This window comes from Acinetobacter guerrae, from assembly GCF_009372255.1.
In the GTDB taxonomy this organism is placed as follows: domain Bacteria; phylum Pseudomonadota; class Gammaproteobacteria; order Pseudomonadales; family Moraxellaceae; genus Acinetobacter; species Acinetobacter guerrae.
In genome coordinates this window covers 314,768-338,083 of record NZ_LXGN01000034.1, presented here as the reverse complement: position 1 = coordinate 338,083, position 23,316 = coordinate 314,768, and the positions used below count along the sequence as shown (strand labels likewise).

21 protein-coding genes are annotated in these 23,316 nt (G+C 40.4%); 14 read left to right on the top strand and 7 right to left on the bottom strand.

All coding sequences use genetic code 11. The annotated features are described in order from the left end of the window. Window positions 1-9: 9 nt before the first annotated feature. From A7A69_RS11320 to A7A69_RS11310, 3 genes are all read left to right on the top strand, one after another. Window positions 10-1,674 (top strand): PqiB family protein, encoded by a 1,665-nt coding sequence (locus A7A69_RS11320; protein WP_151980180.1) that lies wholly within the window; start codon window positions 10-12, stop codon window positions 1,672-1,674. Further along, window positions 1,664-2,368 carry a PqiC family protein gene (locus tag A7A69_RS11315; RefSeq protein WP_152877630.1) on the top strand — a complete coding sequence of 235 codons (705 nt, stop codon included), beginning with the start codon at window positions 1,664-1,666 and terminating at the stop codon, window positions 2,366-2,368. Before A7A69_RS11320 ends, A7A69_RS11315 begins: the two co-directional genes overlap by 11 nt. Window positions 2,369-2,604: 236 nt before the next feature. Continuing rightward, window positions 2,605-3,768, top strand: coding sequence for an acyl-CoA dehydrogenase family protein (locus A7A69_RS11310; RefSeq protein WP_152877628.1), 1,164 nt, complete (start codon window positions 2,605-2,607; stop codon window positions 3,766-3,768). Between the two features lie 144 nt (window positions 3,769-3,912). On the opposite strand, the gene A7A69_RS11305 is transcribed toward A7A69_RS11310, so the two are convergent. Next, complete coding sequence (locus tag A7A69_RS11305; protein WP_152877626.1) at window positions 3,913-4,518, bottom strand: TetR/AcrR family transcriptional regulator; 606 nt, start codon at window positions 4,516-4,518, stop codon at window positions 3,913-3,915. A 194-nt stretch (window positions 4,519-4,712) separates the two neighbouring features. On the opposite strand from A7A69_RS11305, the gene A7A69_RS11300 reads away from it, so the two are divergent. The 10 genes from A7A69_RS11300 to A7A69_RS11260 all read left to right on the top strand — a co-directional run bounded on the left by A7A69_RS11300 (window position 4,713) and on the right by A7A69_RS11260 (window position 18,435). After that, complete coding sequence (locus A7A69_RS11300) at window positions 4,713-6,518, top strand: acyclic terpene utilization AtuA family protein (protein WP_152877624.1); 1,806 nt, start codon at window positions 4,713-4,715, stop codon at window positions 6,516-6,518. Window positions 6,519-6,536: 18 nt separating this feature from the next. Beyond that, a complete protein-coding gene (locus tag A7A69_RS11295) occupies window positions 6,537-7,421 on the top strand; it encodes an SDR family oxidoreductase (protein ID WP_152877622.1) in 885 nt (294 codons plus the stop codon). 3 nt (window positions 7,422-7,424) lie between these two features. Beyond that, window positions 7,425-9,038 (top strand): acyl-CoA carboxylase subunit beta, encoded by a 1,614-nt coding sequence (locus A7A69_RS11290; RefSeq protein WP_152877620.1) that lies wholly within the window; start codon window positions 7,425-7,427, stop codon window positions 9,036-9,038. 121 nt (window positions 9,039-9,159) lie between these two features. Continuing rightward, window positions 9,160-10,320, top strand: a complete 1,161-nt coding sequence (locus A7A69_RS11285) for an acyl-CoA dehydrogenase family protein (protein ID WP_152877618.1) — start codon at window positions 9,160-9,162, stop codon at window positions 10,318-10,320. Between the two features lie 10 nt (window positions 10,321-10,330). After that, a complete protein-coding gene (locus A7A69_RS11280) occupies window positions 10,331-11,161 on the top strand; it encodes an enoyl-CoA hydratase/isomerase family protein (RefSeq protein ID WP_152877616.1) in 831 nt (276 codons plus the stop codon). An 11-nt stretch (window positions 11,162-11,172) separates the two neighbouring features. Continuing rightward, complete coding sequence (locus A7A69_RS11275) at window positions 11,173-13,113, top strand: acetyl/propionyl/methylcrotonyl-CoA carboxylase subunit alpha (RefSeq protein WP_152877613.1); 1,941 nt, start codon at window positions 11,173-11,175, stop codon at window positions 13,111-13,113. Between the two features lie 357 nt (window positions 13,114-13,470). Further along, window positions 13,471-17,307, top strand: a complete 3,837-nt coding sequence (gene purL / locus A7A69_RS11270; RefSeq protein WP_152877611.1) for a phosphoribosylformylglycinamidine synthase — start codon at window positions 13,471-13,473, stop codon at window positions 17,305-17,307. A gap of 69 nt (window positions 17,308-17,376) precedes the next feature. Beyond that, window positions 17,377-17,796 carry an NUDIX hydrolase gene (locus A7A69_RS11265; protein WP_152877702.1) on the top strand — a complete coding sequence of 140 codons (420 nt, stop codon included), beginning with the start codon at window positions 17,377-17,379 and terminating at the stop codon, window positions 17,794-17,796. A gap of 146 nt (window positions 17,797-17,942) precedes the next feature. Then, complete coding sequence (locus tag A7A69_RS16960) at window positions 17,943-18,059, top strand: KGW motif small protein (RefSeq protein ID WP_262381704.1); 117 nt, start codon at window positions 17,943-17,945, stop codon at window positions 18,057-18,059. 61 nt (window positions 18,060-18,120) lie between these two features. After that, window positions 18,121-18,435: a YqfO family protein gene (locus A7A69_RS11260; protein WP_151980191.1), complete on the top strand. Its 315-nt coding sequence runs from the start codon at window positions 18,121-18,123 to the stop codon at window positions 18,433-18,435. Here the strand turns inward: A7A69_RS11260 and A7A69_RS11255 are convergent, their stop codons facing one another. Then, window positions 18,436-19,221 carry a nitroreductase family protein gene (locus tag A7A69_RS11255; RefSeq protein ID WP_120368883.1) on the bottom strand — a complete coding sequence of 262 codons (786 nt, stop codon included), beginning with the start codon at window positions 19,219-19,221 and terminating at the stop codon, window positions 18,436-18,438. 171 nt (window positions 19,222-19,392) lie between these two features. Beyond that, window positions 19,393-20,193: an enoyl-CoA hydratase-related protein gene (locus A7A69_RS11250; protein ID WP_151980192.1), complete on the bottom strand. Its 801-nt coding sequence runs from the start codon at window positions 20,191-20,193 to the stop codon at window positions 19,393-19,395. Between the two features lie 102 nt (window positions 20,194-20,295). Here A7A69_RS11250 and A7A69_RS11245 point away from each other — a divergent pair, with 102 nt between their 5' ends. Beyond that, entirely contained in the window at window positions 20,296-20,862 is a 567-nt protein-coding gene (locus A7A69_RS11245) for a nicotinate-nicotinamide nucleotide adenylyltransferase (RefSeq protein WP_120369065.1), read from the top strand. Between the two features lie 72 nt (window positions 20,863-20,934). Here A7A69_RS11245 and A7A69_RS11240 read toward each other — a convergent pair whose 3' ends face one another. The 4 genes from A7A69_RS11240 to queE form a co-directional block, all read right to left on the bottom strand. Further along, window positions 20,935-21,393 carry a peroxiredoxin gene (locus tag A7A69_RS11240; protein ID WP_152877609.1) on the bottom strand — a complete coding sequence of 153 codons (459 nt, stop codon included), beginning with the start codon at window positions 21,391-21,393 and terminating at the stop codon, window positions 20,935-20,937. A 68-nt stretch (window positions 21,394-21,461) separates the two neighbouring features. Further along, complete coding sequence (locus A7A69_RS11235; RefSeq protein ID WP_120368886.1) at window positions 21,462-21,872, bottom strand: hypothetical protein; 411 nt, start codon at window positions 21,870-21,872, stop codon at window positions 21,462-21,464. Window positions 21,873-21,888: 16 nt separating this feature from the next. Beyond that, a complete protein-coding gene (queC, locus tag A7A69_RS11230) occupies window positions 21,889-22,557 on the bottom strand; it encodes a 7-cyano-7-deazaguanine synthase QueC (protein WP_119686537.1) in 669 nt (222 codons plus the stop codon). Window positions 22,558-22,595: 38 nt separating this feature from the next. After that, a complete protein-coding gene (gene queE, locus A7A69_RS11225) occupies window positions 22,596-23,306 on the bottom strand; it encodes a 7-carboxy-7-deazaguanine synthase QueE (RefSeq protein WP_152877607.1) in 711 nt (236 codons plus the stop codon). Window positions 23,307-23,316: the final 10 nt, after the last annotated feature.

Below are 23,316 nucleotides of genomic sequence, written 5' to 3'. Positions count from 1 at the left end.
ATATGAATGATGACGGAAAATAATACAACGAATAGCAACTCAGATCATGATCTGAAACAAACAGATCATCAGGTAGGAGCAACTTTGCCACAGCCTCAGAAAAAAAAGGGCAAATGGCGACCTGCATTGATCTGGTTGATTCCTTTGATTGCTTTGTTAATTGCGCTTTCATTGGCAATTAAATCAATTCTGGCAATCGGGCCAACAATTTATGTCTCATTTCGATCTGCTGAGGGTCTGGTTGCTGGAAAAACAACAGTAAAATACAGACAGGTTGACATCGGGTTAGTTCGAGAAATTACACTTTCAGATGATCGTTCGCACGTCATTGCCAAAATAGAATTACGCAAGGATGCCAGTAATTTTGCTGCAAAAGATTCGCGTTTTTGGGTGGTTCGCCCAAGGGTTGGTACAAGTGGTGTTTCAGGAATAGACACTTTATTTTCTGGTTCATATATTGAAGTCGATGGCGGTAAAGCCAAAGAGAAAAAAGAAGAGTTTAATGGTTTGGAAATACCCCCTGTTGTCACCTCTGATGTCCCAGGTAAAAGATTTTTCTTAAAGGCAAAAGATCTAGGTTCACTTGATATTGGGTCACCTATTTATTATCGGCGAATTAATGTCGGTCAAATTACAGCTTATAATTTGGCGCAAGATGGTAAACATGTTGATCTTCAAACATTTATCCGTTCGCCATATGATAAATTTGTCACGCAGGATGCACGTTTTTGGCAGGCTAGTGGTGTGGATGTAACCCTGAATGCATCAGGATTTAATCTCGACACCCAATCGTTGGCAAGTATCGTGGCAGGCGGTATTGCTTTTGGATATCCTGATAATTCCGATGCGCCGATCGCCCAGAATTTAACTCATTTTAATTTATGGGATTCTAAATCAGAAGCTTTAAAAGATCCTGATGGTAAAGCAATTAAAGTTGTAATGTACTTTGATCAATCATTACGTGGCTTGAGTGCTGGCGCTCCAATCGACTTTATGGGTATTGATATTGGTGATATTAAGTCGATCAATGCTGAGTTTGATCGTAATTATACGCATGTACGTATGCGTGCCGAAGGCAACATTTACCCATCCCGATTAGCGCACGGTCAGGATATGGATCCTGATGGTGAAATTTTTAAACGCTTTGTTCAAAACGGTTGGCGAGCGCAAATGCGAACAGGCAATTTATTGACTGGTCAAAATTATATTGCATTTGATCTGTTCCCTAAGGCTAAACCAGCAGCGATAAAAGTATTGCCAACGGGTCGCTTTGAAGTACCCACTATGCCATCTGAGTTAAAAGGTTTACAGGCACAGGTTTCTCAAATTGCAGATAAATTGACTAAATTCCCATTGGTTGAAATTGGTCAGGATATGCGTAAAACATTGGGGAATATGAATAATGCGATCGATTCGACCAATCAGCTTGTTCAACAGCTCGATGGTAAAGTTGCACCAGAATTACAGTCTACCTTGAATGATGTGCGTGGTACTTTACGTTCTACCGAATCAATTCTTTCAAGTGATGCACCTATGCAACGTGATGTGCGCCGTGCCTTGCAGCAAATGACTCGTGCAGCCGCCTCTTTAGAGTTAATGGCAGATTATATTGAACAGCATCCTGAATCTCTGATTCGAGGTAAAACTCCTGAGGTAGATCGTAATGAAAAATAAAAATGCTTTAAGACTATCAGTCATGACGATAGTAGTAGGGGTATTGGTCAGTGCTTGCTCAAGTTCACCTACACCAAATTATTATACGTTACAGTCTAAAGTCACACCGATAGTGAATTCAGGTGTACAAGTGATTGAAGTATTGCCTGTAGGATTGCCTGATCGTCTCGATCGGGCATCTATTGTGGTGCAGGATCATCAAGGGAAATCTAAAGTATTGGACAATGACCGCTGGACGTCGACTTTAAGTACCCAATTACGTGATGGTTTATCGGCTGGATTACAACAAAAGTTAGGTGCTGTCGATCGTTATAATAGTGGGATGACGGCAGGTCAAATGGCATATCGTATTGCGGCAGATTTTTCAAATTTTGATGTGATTGATGATTCTACTCATCACATGTCTTCCAATTCTGATAATCACTATATAAATGTGATGGTGACTTGGATTATTAAAGCAGATGTACCTGTTGCAATGACTCCATCTGCTTCGCCTCAAACCAATTTACAGAATCATTCATTGAGTTGTAGAACCAGTTTTACTGTACCTATTCAGGGTGAAAGTAGAAAAATAAATAATATTGTAGCGGCATCGACTCAATCACTGAACCGAATCATTGAAAATATTGCTGATTCAGTCGTGATGATGAATGCTAAAAAAGTAGTAAATATTAAGGGGGTAACGTGTACTTAGCCTCAGAAAAAAGATAAATAAATACAATGTTAATTGATCATAACCTTTAGTTCTTGGCTTATGCTATTGAAAAATATTTAGATTATTTTCAAAGTATTTTAAATCATTGAATAGAAACCAAGTAAATATATTTTAAGTTTTATTTTGCCAAGCGCTTGCTTGGTTTTGGTGATTTTGATACTTTAGATGCCATATAAATATTTAAAAACAATGATCAGTCATTGCAGGATGCAACTATGCAACTCAATCCTTTATATTACACAGAGCAACATTTAGCTTTTGCTCACAGTGTGAGACGCTTTACGGAAAAAGAGATTATTCCTTTTATCAACGAATGGGATGAAGCGGAAACTTTTCCTCGTGAGCTTTATCAAAAAGCAGCAGATATTGGCTTATTAGGGGTGGGATTTGATGAGCAATATGGTGGAGTTGCAGGAACCGATGCTTTTTATACTTTACTTGCTTCGATTGAGTTGGCGAAATGTGCATCGGGTGGTTTAGCGGCATCGTTGCTTTCGCATACGATTGGCTCCCCACCAATTCAGCACTTTGCCCAAGAAGACCTTAAAGCTGAAGTTTTACCAAAAATTTTATCTGGAGAAAAAATTTCTGCTTTAGCGATTACAGAGCCAAGTGGTGGATCAGATGTTGCGACTCTCAAAACTAAAGCAATACGAGAGGGTGATGATTATATTGTTAGTGGCGAAAAAACCTTTATTACCTCAGGTATTCGTGCAGATTATTATACCGTTGCAGTAAGAACAGATCCTCATGCTAAGGGGGCGAATGGTATTTCCATGTTGTTGATAGATGCACACAGTGAGGGTATTACCAAAACCAAACTGGATAAAATGGGCTGGTGGGCATCGGACACCGCACAGTTGCATTTCGATAATGTGCGAGTCCCCGTCAAACATTTGCTTGGTGCAGAAAATATGGGTTTTTTTGTGATCATGAATAATTTTAATATGGAGCGTTTTTTTCTTGCAGCAAGTAGTTATGGTTATGCTTTGGTGTGTTATGAAGAAGCTCTGGACTGGGCGAAACAACGTCAAACTTTTGGAAAGCGCTTAATTGATCATCAAGTCGTTCGACATAAGCTGGTCGAGATGGCAACGCGTCTTACTACAACTCGTGCATTGTTAGAAGATACAGCTTATCGTTTGGGTAAGCCTGAATTGCAGGGAAATGAGTTCATTGCTCAAATTTGTATGTTAAAAAATGTCGCAACTCAAACGATGCAATTTTGCGCGGATGCAGCGGTTCAGACTTTGGGTGGCATGGGCTTTATGCGTGGCACAAAATCAGAACGGATTTACCGCGAGGTCAAAGTCAATATGATTGGTGGCGGTGCTGAAGAAATTATGAAAGATTTGGTGAGTCGGCAACTGGGGTATTAATTTACTAGCCCCTTAAAATCATTTCTTGGATAGAATAGATAATATATTTGATATCTAGTTCTGCAAAAATTTCATCCTCACCGACGGTATGAATACTTATATGCTTTACACACATGTTTAAGCTTTTTTTTGCAGTTTTGTTTTTTATACTGGTTTTATCGCCATGTCCAGAACCATTTCAGTTAACTCTTCAATGCTAATTTTCCCTTCTGGCTTATACCATGTGACTGTCCAAGAAATAGCACCGCCGAGCAAACGCCGCCAGATAAAAGCATCATGTTTAACTTTACCCTGCGCACGTAATTTTTCAATTACATCTAGCCATACTTGCTCATATTCATTACGCATTTTTAGAAGATAATCTTGTTTTTCTTTTGATAGAGAAAACCATTCATGAACCAGTACTGCCATGGCAGCACCTGTATCTCCTGCAATCGAAACTAGCTCAGCTTTGATCAAATGACGTAATTGCTGTTCAGGATCATGCGAGCGTTCAGCGGCTTCTTTTAAACGTGCAAAGTTATAGATGATGGTTTGCTCCATCACGGTAGCAAGAATGTCATCCTTACTTTTAAAATGATGAAACAAGCTACCTGACTGAATTCCAATGAACTCACCAAGTTGGCGTACAGTGGTTTTATCATAACCTTGCTTATAAAACAGATAGGCAGCACCAAGCAATAAACGTCCACGTGGGCTTTCATCAAAACATACAATTTTGGGAATTTGCTCAATTGAAGTTGCAATCATGCCAGTCTATTTATCCTATCAAGTCTAAAGGTATTGTAACAAAATTCATTTCATGAATTGTCTTATCTTTTTATAACAAGCATTTGCTTGATTTTGTCTATTTTTGCCAATACAGCATAGCATTATGCACTTTACAAACCAAGCACTTGCTTGGTAATGTTGAAGCGTTTTTAGAAATAACAATGAGAAAGCACATGACAAGTATCAAACAGGATGATCAAAAGGTAATTAAAATTGGATGTGCGTCAGGTTTTTGGGGCGATACCAATACTGCTGCATTTCAGTTGGTACATTTAAGTGATATAGACTACTTGGTGTTTGATTATTTGTCTGAAATTACCATGTCAATTATGGCAAAGGCGATGATGACGGATCCAAATCATGGCTATGCACTAGATTTTGTCAGTCGTGTGATGTCACCTCTGATTGAAAAAATTGCGAATAAAAAAATCAAAGTAATTAGTAACGCAGGGGGAGTAAATCCATTAGCGTGTCGTGATGCATTACAGAAAATTATTGATGAAAAAGGGCTGAATTTAAAAGTCGCGGTGGTTTTAGGGGATAATTTATTAGCACAACAGGCTGAGCTGTTAAAGCAAAATATTCATGAAATGTTTAATGACGCACCATTACCTGAACAGCTTGCCAGTAGCAATGCTTATTTAGGTGCTGTGGCAATTCGAGATGCGTTGAATTTAGGGGCTGATATTGTGATTACGGGTCGAGTTGTCGATTCGGCAGTAGTGCTTGCACCTTTATTGCATGAGTTTAAATGGTCACTCGATGATTATGACAAGCTGGCACAAGGTTCATTGGCAGGGCATGTGATTGAATGTGGCGCACAATGTACAGGCGGAAACTTTACAGATTGGAGATTGGTACAAGGCTTTGACAATATGGGTTTTCCAATTGTAGAAGTCAGCGCAGATGCTTCTTTTATCGTGACTAAGCCTCAAGGGACTGGTGGTTTGGTTTCAACCGCAACCGTTGCTGAACAAATTGTGTATGAAATTGGCAATCCACAAGCGTATTTACTTCCAGATGTGACGGCAGATTTTAGTCAAGTTCATTTAGAACGGGTAGGTGAACATCGAGTTAAAGTAACAGGTGCAACAGGAACAGCAGCAACGCAGCAATATAAAGTCAGTGCGACTTATGCCGATGGTTATCGCGTTTTAGTCAGTTTTTTAATTGCAGGTCGCGAAGCACCAGAAAAAGCCCAGATGATTGCCGATGCAATTTTAACAAAATGCGAAAGAGTATTAGCTTTACGTTCAGTACCTCCTTTTAGTGAAAAATCGGTGGAAATTTTAGGTGTTGAAAGTACATATGGTGCTCATTCAAGAATAAAAGATAGCCGTGAAGTGGTGGTTAAGATTGCGGTTAAACATTTGTTTAAAGAAGCCTGTATGTTCTTTGCTTCTGAAATCGCTCAAGCATCAACAGGCATGGCACCTGCTTTAGCGGGGATTGTGGGTGGTCGCCCCAAAGCTTCGCCTGTAATTAAACTTTTTTCTTTTTTAATTGATAAAAATCAGGTCAATGTTGAAGTGGATTTTGCAGGGCAGCGTCATCCTGTTCAAATCCCGCAAGGTTCTACTACACACAACATTCAGCAACATCCAGTGGGTGAAGTTGCCACATATCAGGGTGATGAAATAGAGGTTGCATTGATTGATCTTGCTCACGCCAGAAGTGGCGACAAGGGTAATCATAGCAATATCGGGGTGATTGCGCGTAAAGCAGAATATTTACCGTGGATTCGGGCAGCGTTGACTGAATCGAATGTTGCAAATTATATGCAGCATGTTTTAGATCCAAATACATCCAAAGTCATTCGTTATGAATTACCCGCTATGAATGCTTTAAATTTTATACTGGAAAATGCATTGGGTGGAGGTGGAATTGCCAGTTTACGCATTGATCCGCAAGGGAAAGCTTTTGCACAGCAATTATTGGATATGCCAGTTAAATTACCACAGCAATTGTTAGAAAAATAAGTAAGGAGAGAACGCAAAATGGGCTATCAATCAATTTTTAGGGCAGATGCATTTGCTGACAAAGTGATTATCGTCACGGGTGGTGGTTCTGGTATTGGGCGTTGCACAGCACACGAACTTGCATCACTAGGTGCGCAAGTTGTGATTACAGGGCGAAAAATTGAAAAACTTGAAAAAACCGCTGCTGAGATCAGTGACGATGGGGGCAAAGTCCATTTCACCGTTTGTGATAACCGTGATGAAGAAGCTGTCAAGAATATGATTGCTGATGTCATCGAAAAGTTCGGCAAACTTGATGGTTTGGTGAACAATGCAGGCGGACAGTTTCCTTCGAGCTTAGACAGTATTTCTGCAAATGGTTTTGATGCTGTAGTCCGTAATAACTTGCATTCAACTTTTTATCTAATGCGCGAAGCATACAATCAATGGATGGCAAAACATGGCGGTAGCATTGTTAACATGACCGCAGATATGTGGGGCGGAATGCCAGGTATGGGGCATTCAGGTGCAGCGCGTTCAGGTGTAGACAATCTAACCAAAACAGCTTCAGTTGAATGGGGTCGTTCAGGCGTTCGAGTCAATGCCGTTGCACCTGGCTGGATCATTTCATCAGGAATGGACAATTATAGTGGTGACTTTGCCAAAGTGATTATTCCAAGCTTGGCAGGGAATGTCCCCCTAAAACGAATGGGGACTGAATCTGAAATTTCATCCGCGATTTGCTATTTGTTATCAGATGCAGCAGCGTTTATTTCAGGTGTCACTTTAAGAGTTGATGGCGCAGCTTCGCAAGGAACACGTATGTATCCATTGGCAGATGCAACCAATAGCCAGTCATTTAACGGTTTCCATCGTGCCTTTATTCCAGAGGTACTAAAAGACCAACTCGAAAAGAAGGATTAAATTATGACAATTCTTCAATCTGAAATTGTAGTAGGAAATGAACAATACCAACAAAATCGCGAAGCTTTACTGAACCAGCTTGCAGATGTTCGTGCTATACAGCAAAAAGGGATTGATAAATCTTATGCAGCAAAGCCCAAATTTGATAAAAAAGGCAAAATCTTACCGCATGAACGTGTGCGCTTACTTCTTGACGCCAATTCACCTTTTATTGAGCTATGCAGTCTAGTTGGTTATAACCTGCATGATGATAAAGATGGCTCGGATGCAGGAGGTGGCATTATTGCGGGAATCGGTTTTGTCAGTGGTGTCCGAGCTTTAATAACGGCCAGTAACAGTGCAATTAAAGGCGGAACCATATCTCCAATGGGCGTACAAAAATCTTTACGCTTACAAAAAATTGCGCTTGAACAAAAATTACCGATTATTACCTTGACTGAAAGTGGCGGTGCAAATCTGAATTATGCTGCGGAAGTATTTACTAATGGCGGTATGACTTTTGCCAATCAGGCTCGCATGTCTGCGGCAGGTATTCCACAAATTTCGGTGGTGCATGGTAATGCGACTGCTGGTGGGGCCTATCAACCGGGATTATCCGATTATGTAATTGCGGTTCGCAAACAAACTGAAATGCTACTCGCTGGTCCTCCTTTACTGTTGGCAGCGACTGGTGAAGTTGCAACGGCTGAAGAGTTAGGTGGTGCAGAAATGCATACCCAAGTGTCAGGTGTGGCAGAGTATTTGGCGGAAAATGATGCTGATGGTATTCGTATTGCCCGCGAAATTTTTGAGCATCTGAACTGGAAAGAACACGTCACACAGCCTATTTATGATTACAAAGAGCCTCATTATTCAATCGAAGAATTGCTCGGTATTATCCCAAAAGACCCAAAGCAACCTTTTGATATGAAAGAAATCATTACACGTGTGATCGATGATTCAGATTTTCTGGAATTTAAACAGGAATATGATGCTTTAACGGTGTGTGGTTGGGCAAAAATAGGCGGGATGCATGTTGGCGTGATTAGCAATAATGGCCCGATCACACCACAAGGTGCAGCAAAAGCAGCTCAGTTTATTCATCTTTGTGAGCAAACCCAACGGCCACTTTTATTTTTGCATAATACGACTGGCTTTATGGTGGGAACCGATGCTGAACAAAATGGCATTATTAAACATGGTTCTAAACTGATTCAGGCTGTTGCAAATGCAACCGTACCAAAAATCTCGATTATTGTGGCTGGCTCTTATGGGGCAGGCAATTATGCAATGTGTGGACGGAGTTTATCGCCTGATTTTATTTTTGCTTGGCCAAATTCACATGTTGCGGTGATGGGGGCTGCGCAGGCAGGTAAAGTTTTACGCATTGTCGCTGAAGCTAAGCAAAAAGCGTCGGGAATGGAACCTAACCCGCAAATGCTAGATCTTCTTGAGCAAAGTACCTCGGTGAAACTGGAACAGCAATCAACAGCTTTATTCAATACTGCGATGTTGCATGATGATGGCATTATCGACCCGCGTGATACACGTAAGGTATTGATATTTTTATTACAAACGATTTATGAAGCACAGCAACGAGAGTTAAATCCCACTCGTTTTGGTGTGTCGAGATTTTAAGAAATCATCCCTGAGAAATCTCTTTTGCTAAGCTTTTTATAGAGGAATTTATTTCTCTACTATGTCGTCAAAAGAGGTTGGGGAGATTGAATCAACAAGATTTAATTTAAGGAAAAAAATAATGAAATTTACCGAAGAGCATGATGCTTTACGCCGTACCGCACGTCAGTTTGTAGAAAATGAACTCAATCCGTTTATTCCAGAATGGGAAGAAGCAGGGCGTTTCCCGATTCATGAAGTGTTTAAGAAAATGGCAGATTTAGGCTTACTCGGTATCTGTAAACCTGAAGAAAATGGCGGTCTAGGTTTAGATTATTCTTATAATCTTGTCGTGGCAGAAGAATTGGGGCGCGCTGCATGTGGCGGTGTGCCATTAGCCATTGGTGTACAAACCGATATGGCAACACCTGCGCTTGCTCGTTTTGGTGGTAAGGAATTAAGAGAGGAGTTTTTAAATCCTGCGATTCGTGGCGAATATGTGGCATCGATTGCTGTATCAGAAGTTCATGCGGGTTCAGACGTAGCAGCAGTCAAAACTACAGCAAAAAAAGACGGTGATGATTATGTGATTAATGGCAGTAAGATGTGGATTACCAATTCACTTCAAGCAGATTTCTTCTGTTTGCTTGCCAATACTTCTGATGATAAACCACACGTCAATAAGTCTATGATAATTGTTCCTGCAAAAACCGCAGGAATTAGTTTTTCAGAACCCCTCAATAAATTGGGAATGCGTTCAACCACGACTGCTCAAGTCTATTTTGATAATGTTCGAGTGCCACAGCGTAATTTGGTTGGTGCAGAAGGCATGGGTTTCATGATGCAAATGATGCAGTTTCAAGAGGAACGTATGTGGGCCTGTGCCAATGCGATTGGTGGTTTAGAAAAAGTCATTCGACAAACTATTGATTACACCAAAGAACGTACAACGTTTGGACAGCCGCTCATCAATAACCAATATGTACACTTCCGATTTGCTGAACTCATGACTGAAGTTGAAGCCTTAAAAGCTCTGACCTATCAAGCCTGTGAGCAACACATTGCGGGTGAAAATGTCACCATGATGGCATCGATGGCAAAACTTAAAGCAGGGCGTTTAACGCGTGAAGTGGCAGATAGTTGTCTGCAATATTGGGGAGGAAATGGCTTCATGTGGGATAACCCTGCATCGCAATTGTACCGTGACGGTCGTCTAGGTTCGATTGGGGGTGGTGCAGATGAAATTATGTTAGGCATCATCTGCAAGCTCATGGATATTTTGCCAAAAAAACAGAAAAACTAGGAGAAGAAACATGACACTTTCAACTTCTCTGAGTGATTTAGCAGTGGACGACAGTATCCAGCTTGAACAACAAGGCAGTATTTTAACGCTCTGGCTAAATCGTGCAGATAGTCGCAATGCCATGAGTTTAAAAATGGTCAAGGCGATCCAACAGGTCTTTGCTCAGATTGCAGACGATATTTCGATCCGCGCGGTGATCTTACGCGGTAAGGGCGGGCACTTTTGTGCTGGGGGCGATATTAAAGATATGTCGGCATTACGTGCTGAAGCTACCAATGTAGAGAACTTACAGCCCTATGTTGATTTTAATCGCTGTTTTGGTGCCATGATTGAACAAGTAGATCAGGCTCCGCAAACGGTTGTGGCAATTTTGGAGGGTGCGGTGCTCGGTGGCGGATTCGGTTTGGTCTGTGTTTCTGATATCGCAATCAGCCGTGACAATGCTTATTTTGGTTTACCTGAAACAGGTTTAGGGGTGTTGCCCGCGCAAATTGCCCCCTTTGTTGTAAAACGAATTGGATTAACTCAAGCACGTCGTTTGGCATTGCTAGGTTTACGCTTTAATGGTGAGACTGCGCTCAAATTAGGTGTAGTTCATGAAGTGGTGCGTGATGAAACTGAGCTTGAGCAATTGCTTCGTGACACCATTCAACAGATTAAACGTGCTGCGCCATTAGCATCTCGAAATACCAAAGCTTTATTACATCGAACACTCACTGAGCCTTTAGACACTTTGCTGGATGATGCTGCGCATCAATTTGCCCAAGCCGTTGCCAGTATTGAAGGGCAAGAAGGGACAATGGCATTCATTCAAAAACGCTTGCCAAATTGGGCTGAATAGGGATTTAAAAAATGGCATTTTCAAAAGTATTAGTGGCAAATCGTGGTGAAATTGCAGTTCGAGTGATGCAAACAGCGAAAGCAATGGGCTATCAAACCGTGGCTGTGTATTCAGATGCTGATAAAAATGCTCGCCATGTTCAAGTTGCCGATGAAGCAGTGCATATTGGAGCATCCAAAGTTTCTGAATCTTATTTATCTATCGCCAATATTGTCGAAGCTTGCAAAAAAACAGGGGCTGATGCGGTACATCCAGGTTATGGTTTTTTGTCTGAAAATACTGATTTTGCTCAAGCTTGTAGTGACAATGGGATTACTTTTATTGGTCCAAATGCAGCCGCCATTCATTTAATGGGGAGCAAGCGTTTATCAAAAATTGCCATGATTGAGGCAGGTGTACCCTGCGTTCCTGGTTATGAGGGCGATCAACAAGACATTGAATATTTAGCAGAGCAAGCAAAAAAAATTGGTTTTCCTGTGATGGTTAAAGCTTCCGCTGGTGGTGGAGGACGTGGTATGCGTTTAGTGCATCAAGTGTCTGAACTTCTGGAAGCTTTAAAAACAGCACGTTCCGAAGCTGAAAATGCTTTTGGTTCAGGTGAATTAATCATTGAAAAAGCGGTGATTGCCCCTCGTCATGTAGAAATTCAAGTCTTTGGTGATACGCATGGTAATTATGTGTATTTATTTGAGCGAGATTGTTCAATTCAACGCCGTCATCAAAAAGTTGTAGAAGAAGCGCCTTGTCCCGTGATGACTTCTGAATTACGCCAGAAAATGGGTGAAGCGGCCGTTGCAGCCGCCCGATCTTGTGATTATGTGGGTGCAGGAACAGTTGAGTTTTTGTTAGATCAATCGGGGGAGTTCTATTTCCTTGAAATGAATACTCGTTTGCAGGTTGAACATCCTGTGACAGAAATGGTGACTGGACTAGATCTGGTTGAATGGCAATTACGAGTAGCAAATGGTGAAGTTCTCCCTTTACAGCAGCATCAATTGACTCTCAATGGACATGCCATTGAAGTACGCTTATATGCAGAAGACCCACGTCAGGATTTTTTGCCGCAAACTGGAAAAGTATTACGTTGGCAACCTGCTCATTTACCAAACGTGCGTATTGATCATGGCATGTTACCACAAGGCGAAATTAGTCCATATTACGATCCTATGGTCGCTAAAGTGATTGCTTACGGTAAAACCCGTCAGGACGCAATTCGCTTGTTAGCTCGTGCTGTAGAGGATTGTGTATTACTTGGTGTAAATAGCAATAAACAGTTTTTGGTGAATGTATTACGCCATCCCATAATTATAGCGGGTGATACCAATACTGCATTTATTCAGCAATATTTTCAGGATGATATTAGCCTGCATCAATGTGTGCCAAATCTTGAAATATTCGCAGTTTCGGCAGCACTATTTACTCAGACCAATCTAGCAAAATCCGCTTTTCAAACTGGAATTAAGATTCCTTTTCCATTAAAACTCAGATGTGCAGATCAGCACATATCGCTGCGTGTGCAAACTGAGCATGATCAAGTAACAGTTTCTTTATGTGACCAGCAAATACTTATTTATATTCATGAGATTAATGCAACACAGATCATTTATCATGTGGATGGTGTACGCCGTAAACTGGATTATGTGCTTGATCAAAATCAGCTTTATCTAGATACAGATAATGGAAATTTACTAATTGAAAATACCACTTATGCAGCCCCTGAAGCAGTTGAAGTGATAGGCGATGGTAAAATCCGTGCGCCAATGGATGGTGCAATTGTTAACTTATTGGTGAATGTTGGTGATCAGGTGGTTAAAGGACAGACTTTACTCGTTCTTGAAGCGATGAAGATTCAACAACAGATCAAATCAGATGTTGATGGCGTGGTCGAGTCGTTGGTAGGACAGGTTGGGCAGCAGGTGAAAAAGCGTCAACATTTATTAAATATACGTTAAAGCTAAACTTAAAATAAGAAAAGAATCGCTTATATGGTCAATTCCAAATTTGAGCTATTCTTTTCTTTAGCTTGTAATTTATGATCATGAGCATAGAAATCAGGGTCAAAGATGAGATCCAGATACATTTGAAGTGTTTTGTTGCATATAAATTTATCTCTTAGGTATATATTTAAGGCGATCAATTGCCTACTGCGAATGCATTCTTGAAATAAATATAAGTCATAATAGAAGAACTTAGGAGAAATCCATGCTCTCCATCTAGCTGATTTGACCTTTTCACAGTAGAATATGCGCTCTCTCTAAAGTCACATTGCGGTAAAGTCCAAAAGACTTGCCCGTGGAGCCAAAATCAACATGTTTATCGTGGCCGGTGCACCAGCACATTCTTCATTCAAGAAAGCTCAACTATTAACACGTTTATCTTCAATCAGTTCTGTCCAAGCCTTTGACAGCCAATGGGTTTACCTGTTTGATCAAGCGCTCGACGAGCAGCAGCATCAATCTGCATTGCAACTTCTAAATGATGGCAGCGTATTTGAATTGCGCCAAGTGACCAATGATGAAATTCAGGTTTTGGTGACTCCACGTATTGGAACCATTTCGCCGTGGTCATCTAAAGCGACTGATATTTTTAAAAACTGTAATACGCCAGTGCATCGTTTGGAACGTGGTATTTTATATACCTTAAAAGGTGTTTCTGAACTGAGTAATGAGGTTAAACAGGCTCTACATGACCGTATGACTGAAACAGTTTTCAGCCAGATCGAAGATGCCCATCGTTTATTTTTAGAAACGCCGCCAAAACCTTTAAATTCAATTGATATTTTGGGTGAGGGAAAACAAGCACTTGTCAAAGCCAATAATGAGTTTGGTTTTGCCTTGTCTGATCAAGAAATTGACTATTTAACTCAAGCATTTACAGACTTGGGGCGCAATCCAAACGATATCGAATTGATGATGTTTGCTCAGGCGAACTCTGAACATTGTCGTCATAAAATCTTTGGATCAGAATGGACAATTGATGGTGAAAAACAGCCATTATCTTTGTTCCAGATGATTAAAAATACCTATAAAGAATCACCGAATGAAGTATTGTCGGCATATAAAGACAATGCTTCTGTGATTGTAGGTTATGACACTCAGCGTTTTTACCCAAAGAAAGACAATGAAACAGGTCATTTTATATATAAATATAAGAGCCAAGCTGCTCACATCTTGATGAAAGTGGAAACCCATAACCATCCGACTGCCATTTCTCCTTTTGCAGGCGCTGCAACTGGCTCGGGCGGTGAAATTCGTGATGAAGGTGCAACAGGTCGCGGTGGTAAACCAAAAGCAGGTTTAACGGGCTTTACTGTTTCTAACCTGAATATTCCGGGTTTTGAGCAGCCATGGGAAGATAATTACGGCAAACCTTCACGTATGGCATCGCCATTACAAATTATGATTGAAGGGCCATTGGGCGGCGCGGCGTTTAATAACGAATTTGGTCGTCCTAACTTAAATGGTTATTTCCGTACTTTTGAACAAAACGTCAATGGCGAAGTCAAAGGCTTCCATAAACCGATCATGATTGCAGGTGGTTACGGGAATATTCGTCCTGACCATGTCGAAAAAGATGCCATTCAACCAGGAGATCTACTGATCGTTCTGGGTGGCCCAGCGATGTTGATCGGTTTAGGTGGCGGTGCAGCATCTTCTGTTGATAGCGGTACGATGGGTGAAAGTCTGGACTTTGCTTCGGTACAACGTGAAAACCCTGAGATGGAACGCCGTTGCCAAGAAGTGATTGATACTTGTTGGCGCATGGAAGATTTTAACCCAGTTGTATCGATTCATGATGTCGGTGCAGGTGGTTTATCCAATGCTATGCCTGAACTGGTCAATGATCATGAGTTGGGCGCGATTTTAAACTTGCGTAAGATTCCATCGTTGGAACGTGGCATGAGCCCGATGGAAATCTGGTCAAACGAAGCACAAGAACGTTATGTACTTGCGATTCGCCCAGAATCGTTAGAATTGTTTGAAGAAATTTGTGCGCGTGAACGTTGTCCGTTTGCGGTCTTGGGTGAAGCAACTGAAGCACGTCATTTGACTGTTGAAGATCCATTGTTCCATGACAATGCGGTAGATATTCCAATGCAAGTCATGCTTGGTGGTACACCGCGTATGCAGCGTTCGTATGAAACTGTTGAACGTACAGGCAACGAGTTTGATACATCAAAAATTGATTTAAAAGATGCAATTTTCCGTGTTTTGAAAAATCCAACCGTTGCATCCAAATCATTCCTCATCACGATCGGTGACCGCTCAATTACGGGTATGGTTGCGCGTGACCAAATGGTCGGTCCATGGCAGGTTCCAGTCGCGGATGCCGCAGTAACCACGACCAGTTTGCAAGGTTATACAGGTGAAGCAATGGCAATGGGTGAACGTCCGCCTGTGGCATTGTTAAATCCTGCTGCATCGGCGCGTTTAGCGGTTGCGGAAGCAATTACCAATATTGCATCGGCAAATATTGAACAATTGGGTGATATTAAGCTTTCTGCAAACTGGATGGCAGCAGCAGGTCAAAAAGGTGAAGATCAAGCCTTGTTTGATGGCGTAAAAGCCATTGGTATGGAAATGTGTCCAGCACTCGGAATTGCAATTCCTGTAGGTAAAGATTCACTTTCTATGCGTACTACATGGAATGATGATGGCATCGAGAAAGCTGTCACTTCCCCAATGTCTGGCGTGATTACGGCATTTGCACCAGTAAGTGACGTGCGTAAAACATTAACACCTGAACTTAAAAATATTGATGGTTCTGTACTGGTACGTATTGATTTGTCTAAAGGTCAATTCCGTATTGGTGCATCGATTTTGACCCAAGTGTATAAAGCCATTGGTACGATTACGCCAGATGTAGACAGTTTTGAAGATTTAAAAGATTTCTTTAATCTGATACAAGATTGGAATAATCGCGGTCTGATACAAGCTTACCATGACATTGGTGATGGTGGTTTGTTGGCTGCTGTGGCTGAAATGATGTTTGCATCACGTTTAGGTGCAGCTTTAGAACCACAAACAATTGAAAGTTTATTTGCAGAAGAAATTGGTGCAGTTTTACAACTTAAAGCCACTGATTGGGATGCATTACAAGTTGAAATTGAAAGCTCGAATTTAAGAGATGCTATACATTTGGTTGGACGTGTGAATAACACTGATCAACTGAGTATCAATGGTTTAATATTAGCGCGTGCCGAACTACAACAAGCATGGGCAGAAGTGTCACATCAGATCCAGCGTCTACGTGATAACGTAGAAACAGCCGATCAGGAATTTGCACTTATTGCAGATCAAAACCATAAAGGTTTAATTGCACAAGCAACTTTCGATCTAAACGAACCTGTTGAAGCACCATTTATCGCAACACGCCGTCCTAATATGGTGATTTTGCGTGAGCAGGGTGTCAACGGTCATGTTGAGATGGCAGCCGCATTTGACAAAGTTGGGTTCAATACTGTCGATGTGCACATGAGCGATTTATTGGCAGGTCGTGTTGATCTACAAGACTTTGAAGGTTTAGTCGCTTGTGGTGGTTTCTCTTATGGTGACGTGCTTGGTGCAGGTGGTGGCTGGGCGAAGTCAGTATTGTTTAATCCAAAATTGCGTGATCAGTTTGAAAGCTTCTTTAACCGTGAAAGTACCTTTAGCTTAGGTATTTGTAATGGTTGCCAGATGCTGTCACAACTTGCACCACTGATTCCAGGTGCAGAAAACTGGCCGCGTTTCCACCGCAACCTTTCTGAAGTTTTTGAAGCTCGTGCAGTCAATGTTCGCGTAGAAAAGTCAGTTTCTGTATTACTACAAGATATGCAGGGCTCTATTCTGCCAATCGCAGTGGCGCATGGTGAAGGGCGTGTGGTTGCAAGTAATGAACACTTGGCTAGCTTGAATAGCAATGATCAAGTGACCTTGCGTTATGTAGATAGCTTAGGTCAACCGACGCAACATTATCCGCTTAATCCAAATGGTTCACCAGAAGCGATCACGGGTGTGACCTCGAAAGATGGTCGAGCTACGATTATGATGCCACACCCAGAGCGTAATTTCCGTGCTTTACAGCATTCTTGGAAACCAGAAGACTGGACTGAAGATGGTGCATGGTTGCGTATGTTCCGTAATGCACGTAAGTTTATTGGTTAATATAAATTAGTGATTAAAAAACCATCTTTGATTAAATCAATCAAAGATGGTTTTTTTATTGGGTTTACAATGATTAAAAAAGTCGTTCCAATTCTAATAAGACGAAAAGCACAGACTTTAGAAATATTGGCTTTCAGGCATCCTTTAGCAGGCCTGCAATTGGTGAAAGGGAGCATAGAGCCAAATGAAACCTATGAAAATGCTGCAATTCGTGAGTTATATGAAGAATCTGGTTTGATTGCACGAGATAATCCAAAATTTATAGGAAGCCTCGTCCTCAAATCTACTCAACAAGATTGGTATTTTTATTACTGTGAAATAGATCAAACTGCGCCAGATACATGGACTTACTTCTGTCTTGATGATGGAGGCTTAACATTTGAATTCTTCTGGTATTCAGTGCATGAAGAACCAAGTGAAGATTGGCATGAAATTTTTAAAGAAGCGCTTACTTTTCTTAGAACTTTCTTCGACACTCATAAAAAGTAATAAAATGTTTATAAAATATAAATAACCCAATCAATAAAAATCATTTCATAAATACATTTAGATGCTTTGATTTTTTACTTCGCTTAGGTTGGTATAAGTTTTGCATTTACTAGACATCAGAACAAATATGAAATTGGAGTTAATGCATGGAAAAAAATAACCAAATGCGATCTCGAAAACGCAAAGGCTGGATGTGGTTTGGTGCGGTTATTACAGCCGAATTGTTATGGATTTTAGGAAATTATCTGGTTTTACAATCATAACGATTAATCCTGAAACTAAATCGTTTAAGATAAACCTAACGTATTCATCTTATATCGGATTATGCTTAAACTGATTTATTACGTACCTGAATCTCATCTTGAATTGACTAAACAAGCTATTTTTGAAGCTGGAGCAGGTGGAATCGGTAACTATCAACATTGCGCATGGCAAGTGAAAGGTATAGGGCAGTTCAAGCCAGTTAAAGGTGCAAATCCATTTTTAGGCAAATTGGATGAATTGGAACAGCTCGAAGAATGGAGAGTGGAAACCATTGTTCCCGAAAAAAATGCCAGTGCAGTTGCAACGGCATTAAAAGCAAGCCATCCATACGAAGAGCCTGCTTTTGAGTTTATTCAAATCTTAGATATTCAATAATTAAACTTTTTGAATAAATAAATCGCGGTCAAAACGATATTGAGGGAAGAACACACCGTCTTTAGCACGTTCGCCTGCGCCAATGACCATCACGGGGAATTGCTGATCATTGAGTTTTAATATTTTACGAACCATCGGCTCATCAAAACCCTCCATCATACAACTATCAAAACCATAAGCGCGTAGTGAAAGCACCAGATTTTCACAAGCCAATGCGGTGGTTTTACTTGCCCAAAGCTGTGCATCGGCAGGGTTAAATGCAGTGACAGGAAGTTGTTTATCTAGGCTACGTGCCACTTTAAAGGCAACTTTTTTAAAGTTACCGAGTGCATTGAAATAACCAGTTTTATAGTTATAAGGAATGAAACGATAGTATTTTTTAACCATTTCAGGGGCTTCAGGAAATGGAAATTCTGAAATATTCTTTTTCGCCATTTCATCGACACGATCTGTTCGTGCAACACATACAATAAGTTCTGCAGCCGTTTTTGCAGCAAGTTGACCCAAGCAAGCTTTAACTAACTGCTTCTTCTTGCCCGCATTTTGTACAACATAAAATGTCCATGGTTGTAAATTGGAGGAATTTGGTGCAAGAAGCGCCAAGTCAAGACATGCGTCAAGCACTTCGGTTGGAATGGCTTTATCGGTGAATTTGCGTACAGATCGGCGACTTTCAACCACTTTACGAAAGTTTTCTACATCGATATCTTGTGGTGCAGGTTCAAAATAACGTGTTTTATCCGAATCTGATTGGGAGTTTTGAGAAAGTGTTTCTGAATTTGCCATAATAGTTCAAATATTGAGTCGTTAAAGATCATGAATGAGGATATCACTCAATTATTTTATGCGGGTAAAAAAGTGTAGTTCCTGAGATTAACTGCGTTTCATTAAATGATTTTTAAACGCAGAATTTAATTCTCAGGAATATTTAATCTATTTGCTATTCACGACACCGATTTAATCAAACTGAGAAAAATCTGGCTTACGCTTTTCCATAAAAGCTTGTACAGCTTCTTTCATTTCTGGCGAGCGTACACGTTGCATGAAAATCTCGGCTTCGTCATCAACACATTGCACAATCTCATCAAGATCGTGTTTCATGAGAGCTTTAGATTGCTTAATAGATGCAAGTGGTAGGGCAGCCAATTGTTGGGCGGTTTGTTCAGCCAATGCATAAACATCCTCACTGATTTGATTGACCAGTCCCGCTTTTTCAGCAACTTCAGCGTTAAATTTTTTGGCAGTAAATAAAAGCTCTGCGGCACGGTGATAACCTGCTTGTTTCACCAATAAACGACTTGCAGCACCTTCAGGAGATAAACCGAGACTTACAAATGGAATCTGGAATAGCGCAGTTTGATCGGCATATACAATATCAGCGTGTAATAAGATAGTCACACCAATACCAATAGCAACCCCTTTAATGGCAACTATAAGTGGTTTAGATAATTTGGCAGCAGATTTAAGTAAAACAAAAGGAGGCTGATCTCCTGCTTTACCTTCATGCGGTTTTTGAATAAATGACATAAAGTCTTTCATGTCATTTCCTGCTGAAAAATCTGCATCTGCGCCACGTAAAATAACAACACGAACTTGGTTGGATTGATCTGCTTCATCAAGTGCTTGAGCAATCCATAAATACAATTCACCGTATAGCGCATTTTTAGCTTCAGGGCGATTTATGGCTAAAGTCAGGATGCCATTTTCAAGTTTTGCATTTAAATGTTGATGGGGTTGTTGAATACAGCGAAGTGTCATCGTACTATCCTTGCTTTCAATCTTGGGTTTATGTTTGCCATTATGTCGTAAATTTGATTGTAAATGACTACTGGTGAGTTCATAAAAAAATTAAGTTGGCTTATGTACACATTTGATTATCTCGTTTTTATTGGGCGTTTCCAGCCGTTCCATCTGGCTCATATGCAAACCGTTGAAATTGCATTACAACAAAGTCAGAACGTTATTTTGGCTTTAGGATCTGCACAACCTGAGCGCAATATTAAAAATCCCTTTTTGGCAGAAGAACGTGAAGAAATGATTTTATCTAACTTTTCGGAAGATGACCAAAAAAGGATTCATTTTGTACATGTGATTGATGTTTATGATGATGAAAAATGGGTTAAGCAGGTAAAACTACGGGTAAATCAAATTGTTCAGCCAAATAGCAAAATTGGGTTGATCGGACATTTTAAAGATGAATCTTCGTATTATCTAAAACTTTTTCCAGAATGGATCATGGTTGAGTTAGACAGTTTAAAAGAATCTATGTCAGCAACCCCAATACGGGAAGCATATTATCGTGGTGAAATCCAAAAACAGGCGTTTCCAAAGGGAACTATTCAGTTTTTGGAAAATTTTCAGAAATCTTCAATCTATCGGCAATTACAAGAAAAATATTTGCGAGATGATAAATCAAATCTGGTTTAAGCATTAAAAGTAGCTTGAATAAGATGTAGCGTAGATGCAAGGATGCTACATCTTAAAATCATTGAACAGGTCTTATTGGAGGGTTTTTAAATCTTCCAAAACTTGTTCAGCATGTCCTGCGGCCTTGACTTTGCGATAACTTTTAACTAATTGTTTATTATGAAAAATAAAAGTTGATCGCTCAATGCCCATCACTTTTTTACCATACATATTTTTTTCTTTAATCACATCGAAGTGTTGGCAAAGAATTTCATCTTTATCACTTATTAAATCGATACTCAAAGATTGCTTTTCAGTGAAGTTTTGATGGGCTTTGACTGAATCACGAGATACACCAATTACAGTTGCACCCAATGCATCAAACTGATCTTTTAAAGATGAAAATCCAACGGCTTGGGTGGTGCAACCTGGTGTCGAATCTTTTGGATAGAAGTAAATAATTAACCATTCGGCAGCGACATCTGCCAAATTAATTTCGCCATGCGTTGTTGGGAAAGTTTGATTGGGTAATGAAATATTTTCAATGCTCATTATTATTCTCCATATTTTCCATAAAAAACTAGCCACATAAAGTGGCTAGCAAATCACATCAGTTCTGCTTATTTCTTGCCTTGAGCAGACTTCATTGCTTCTTCAGTTAAGCCTTTTAACTTACCGGTAAGTTGTGGGCCAAAGCAGGCTTGAAGATCTTTATTTTGCTGTTGTACAAATGCTAGAGAGCTTGGGCTTTTCTTGGCATTAATAGCACTTTGTACTTCCCATTTTTGTGCATTTGTCATTTTACCGTCTGCTTCTACTGCACAAGTACAATATTTATTAACTTCAGCAGCAGAGAGTTTATTGCCTTTACCTGTTTCGTCTTTACAAAGGTTAATTAAAGCACCTTTAACATTTGTGCTCTTGTAGGCTTGTTGCAGCTTGTTTTCATCCGCAGCATGGGTAAGCGTTGCTGTAAATGCAGCAGCAGCCATAATTGAAGAAAGGATAAGTTTTGTGTTGAATAATTTCATAAATATTACCTGATTATTATGGTATATAGCGTGTAGGATCTGCGACGCCAGCTTCAATAAACCCTTGTTTACGTAAACGGCAACTATCACATTTCCCACATGCACGACCTTCAGCATCCGCCTGATAGCATGAGACAGTTTGACTATAGTCTACGCCATGTTCAATACCTAAACGTATAATATTCGCTTTGGATAAATGTAACAAAGGTGTTTCAAATGTAAGAGGTTTTCCTTCTACACCTGCTTTTGTTGCCAATCGTGCCATATTTGTAAAGGCGTCGATGTATTCTGGACGGCAGTCTGGATATCCTGAATAGTCAACCGCATTAATACCAATCACAATCGCTTCAGCTCCAAAAACTTCGGCAGCAGCAAGTGCATAAGATAAAAAGATGGTATTACGGGCTGGTACATAGGTAATAGGAATACCTTCTTGCTCATGGTCAGGCACATCGATATTATGATCGGTCAGGGCAGAACCCCCTAAATTTCCCAAATCAATATTGATAACACGATGTTCAACTCCAGCGCGTTGAGCAAGTGCTTTGGCTGCATCCAGTTCAGTGGTAGAACGTTGTCCATACATGAAACTGAGCGCCATACATTCATAACGCGCTTGTGCCCAAGCTAGGCAAGTCGTCGAGTCTAAGCCGCCTGATAATAAAACAATGGCACGAGGGCGCATATGATATTCTCCAAAAATAACTAACAAAATAAACTGGATTAACGACCTGTTTCATCGTTCCAAAGCAATTTGTGTAATTGCAATTGAAAACGTACTGGGAGATGGTCATTTAGAATCCATTGCGCCATATCACGCGCTAACTGGGGTAGTTTAACCGAAGTTTTTTCAACTGCAAAAGCAGGGGAAAACCACACTGTACTGACTTTTTGATCAAGTTGATAATCATTTAATTGCTGTCTTGACCATTCATAATCTTCACGGTTACAAATCACAAATTTAATTTGATCATGCTGAGTCAAATAATCCAGATTGGTCAAAAGATTACGTTTTTCTTCACCAGACGTGGGGGTCTTTAAATCTAAAACTTTAGATACGCGAGGGTCAACTTTAGATACATCCAGTGCTCCACTGGTTTCCAAAGATACCTGACAGCCCAAATCTGATAATCGTGTCAATAAATGCAAACAATTAGGTTGAGCAAGAGGTTCACCACCTGTAACGCAAATATAAGGTGTCTTAAACGATAAAGCTGTTTCGATAATCTGATCTAGAGACTGACGCTCACCACCCTCAAAAGAATATGTGGTATCACAATAAGTACAGCGTAAAGGGCAGCCTGTTAAACGAATAAAAACAGTGGGCAAACCTGCGGTATTAGCTTCTCCTTGCAAGGAATAAAAAATTTCCGTAATGCGAAGACCCGCCGCAGGATCTGATACCGGAATAGTCGTTGAACGTAGAGAAGTCATTGCAGAAATA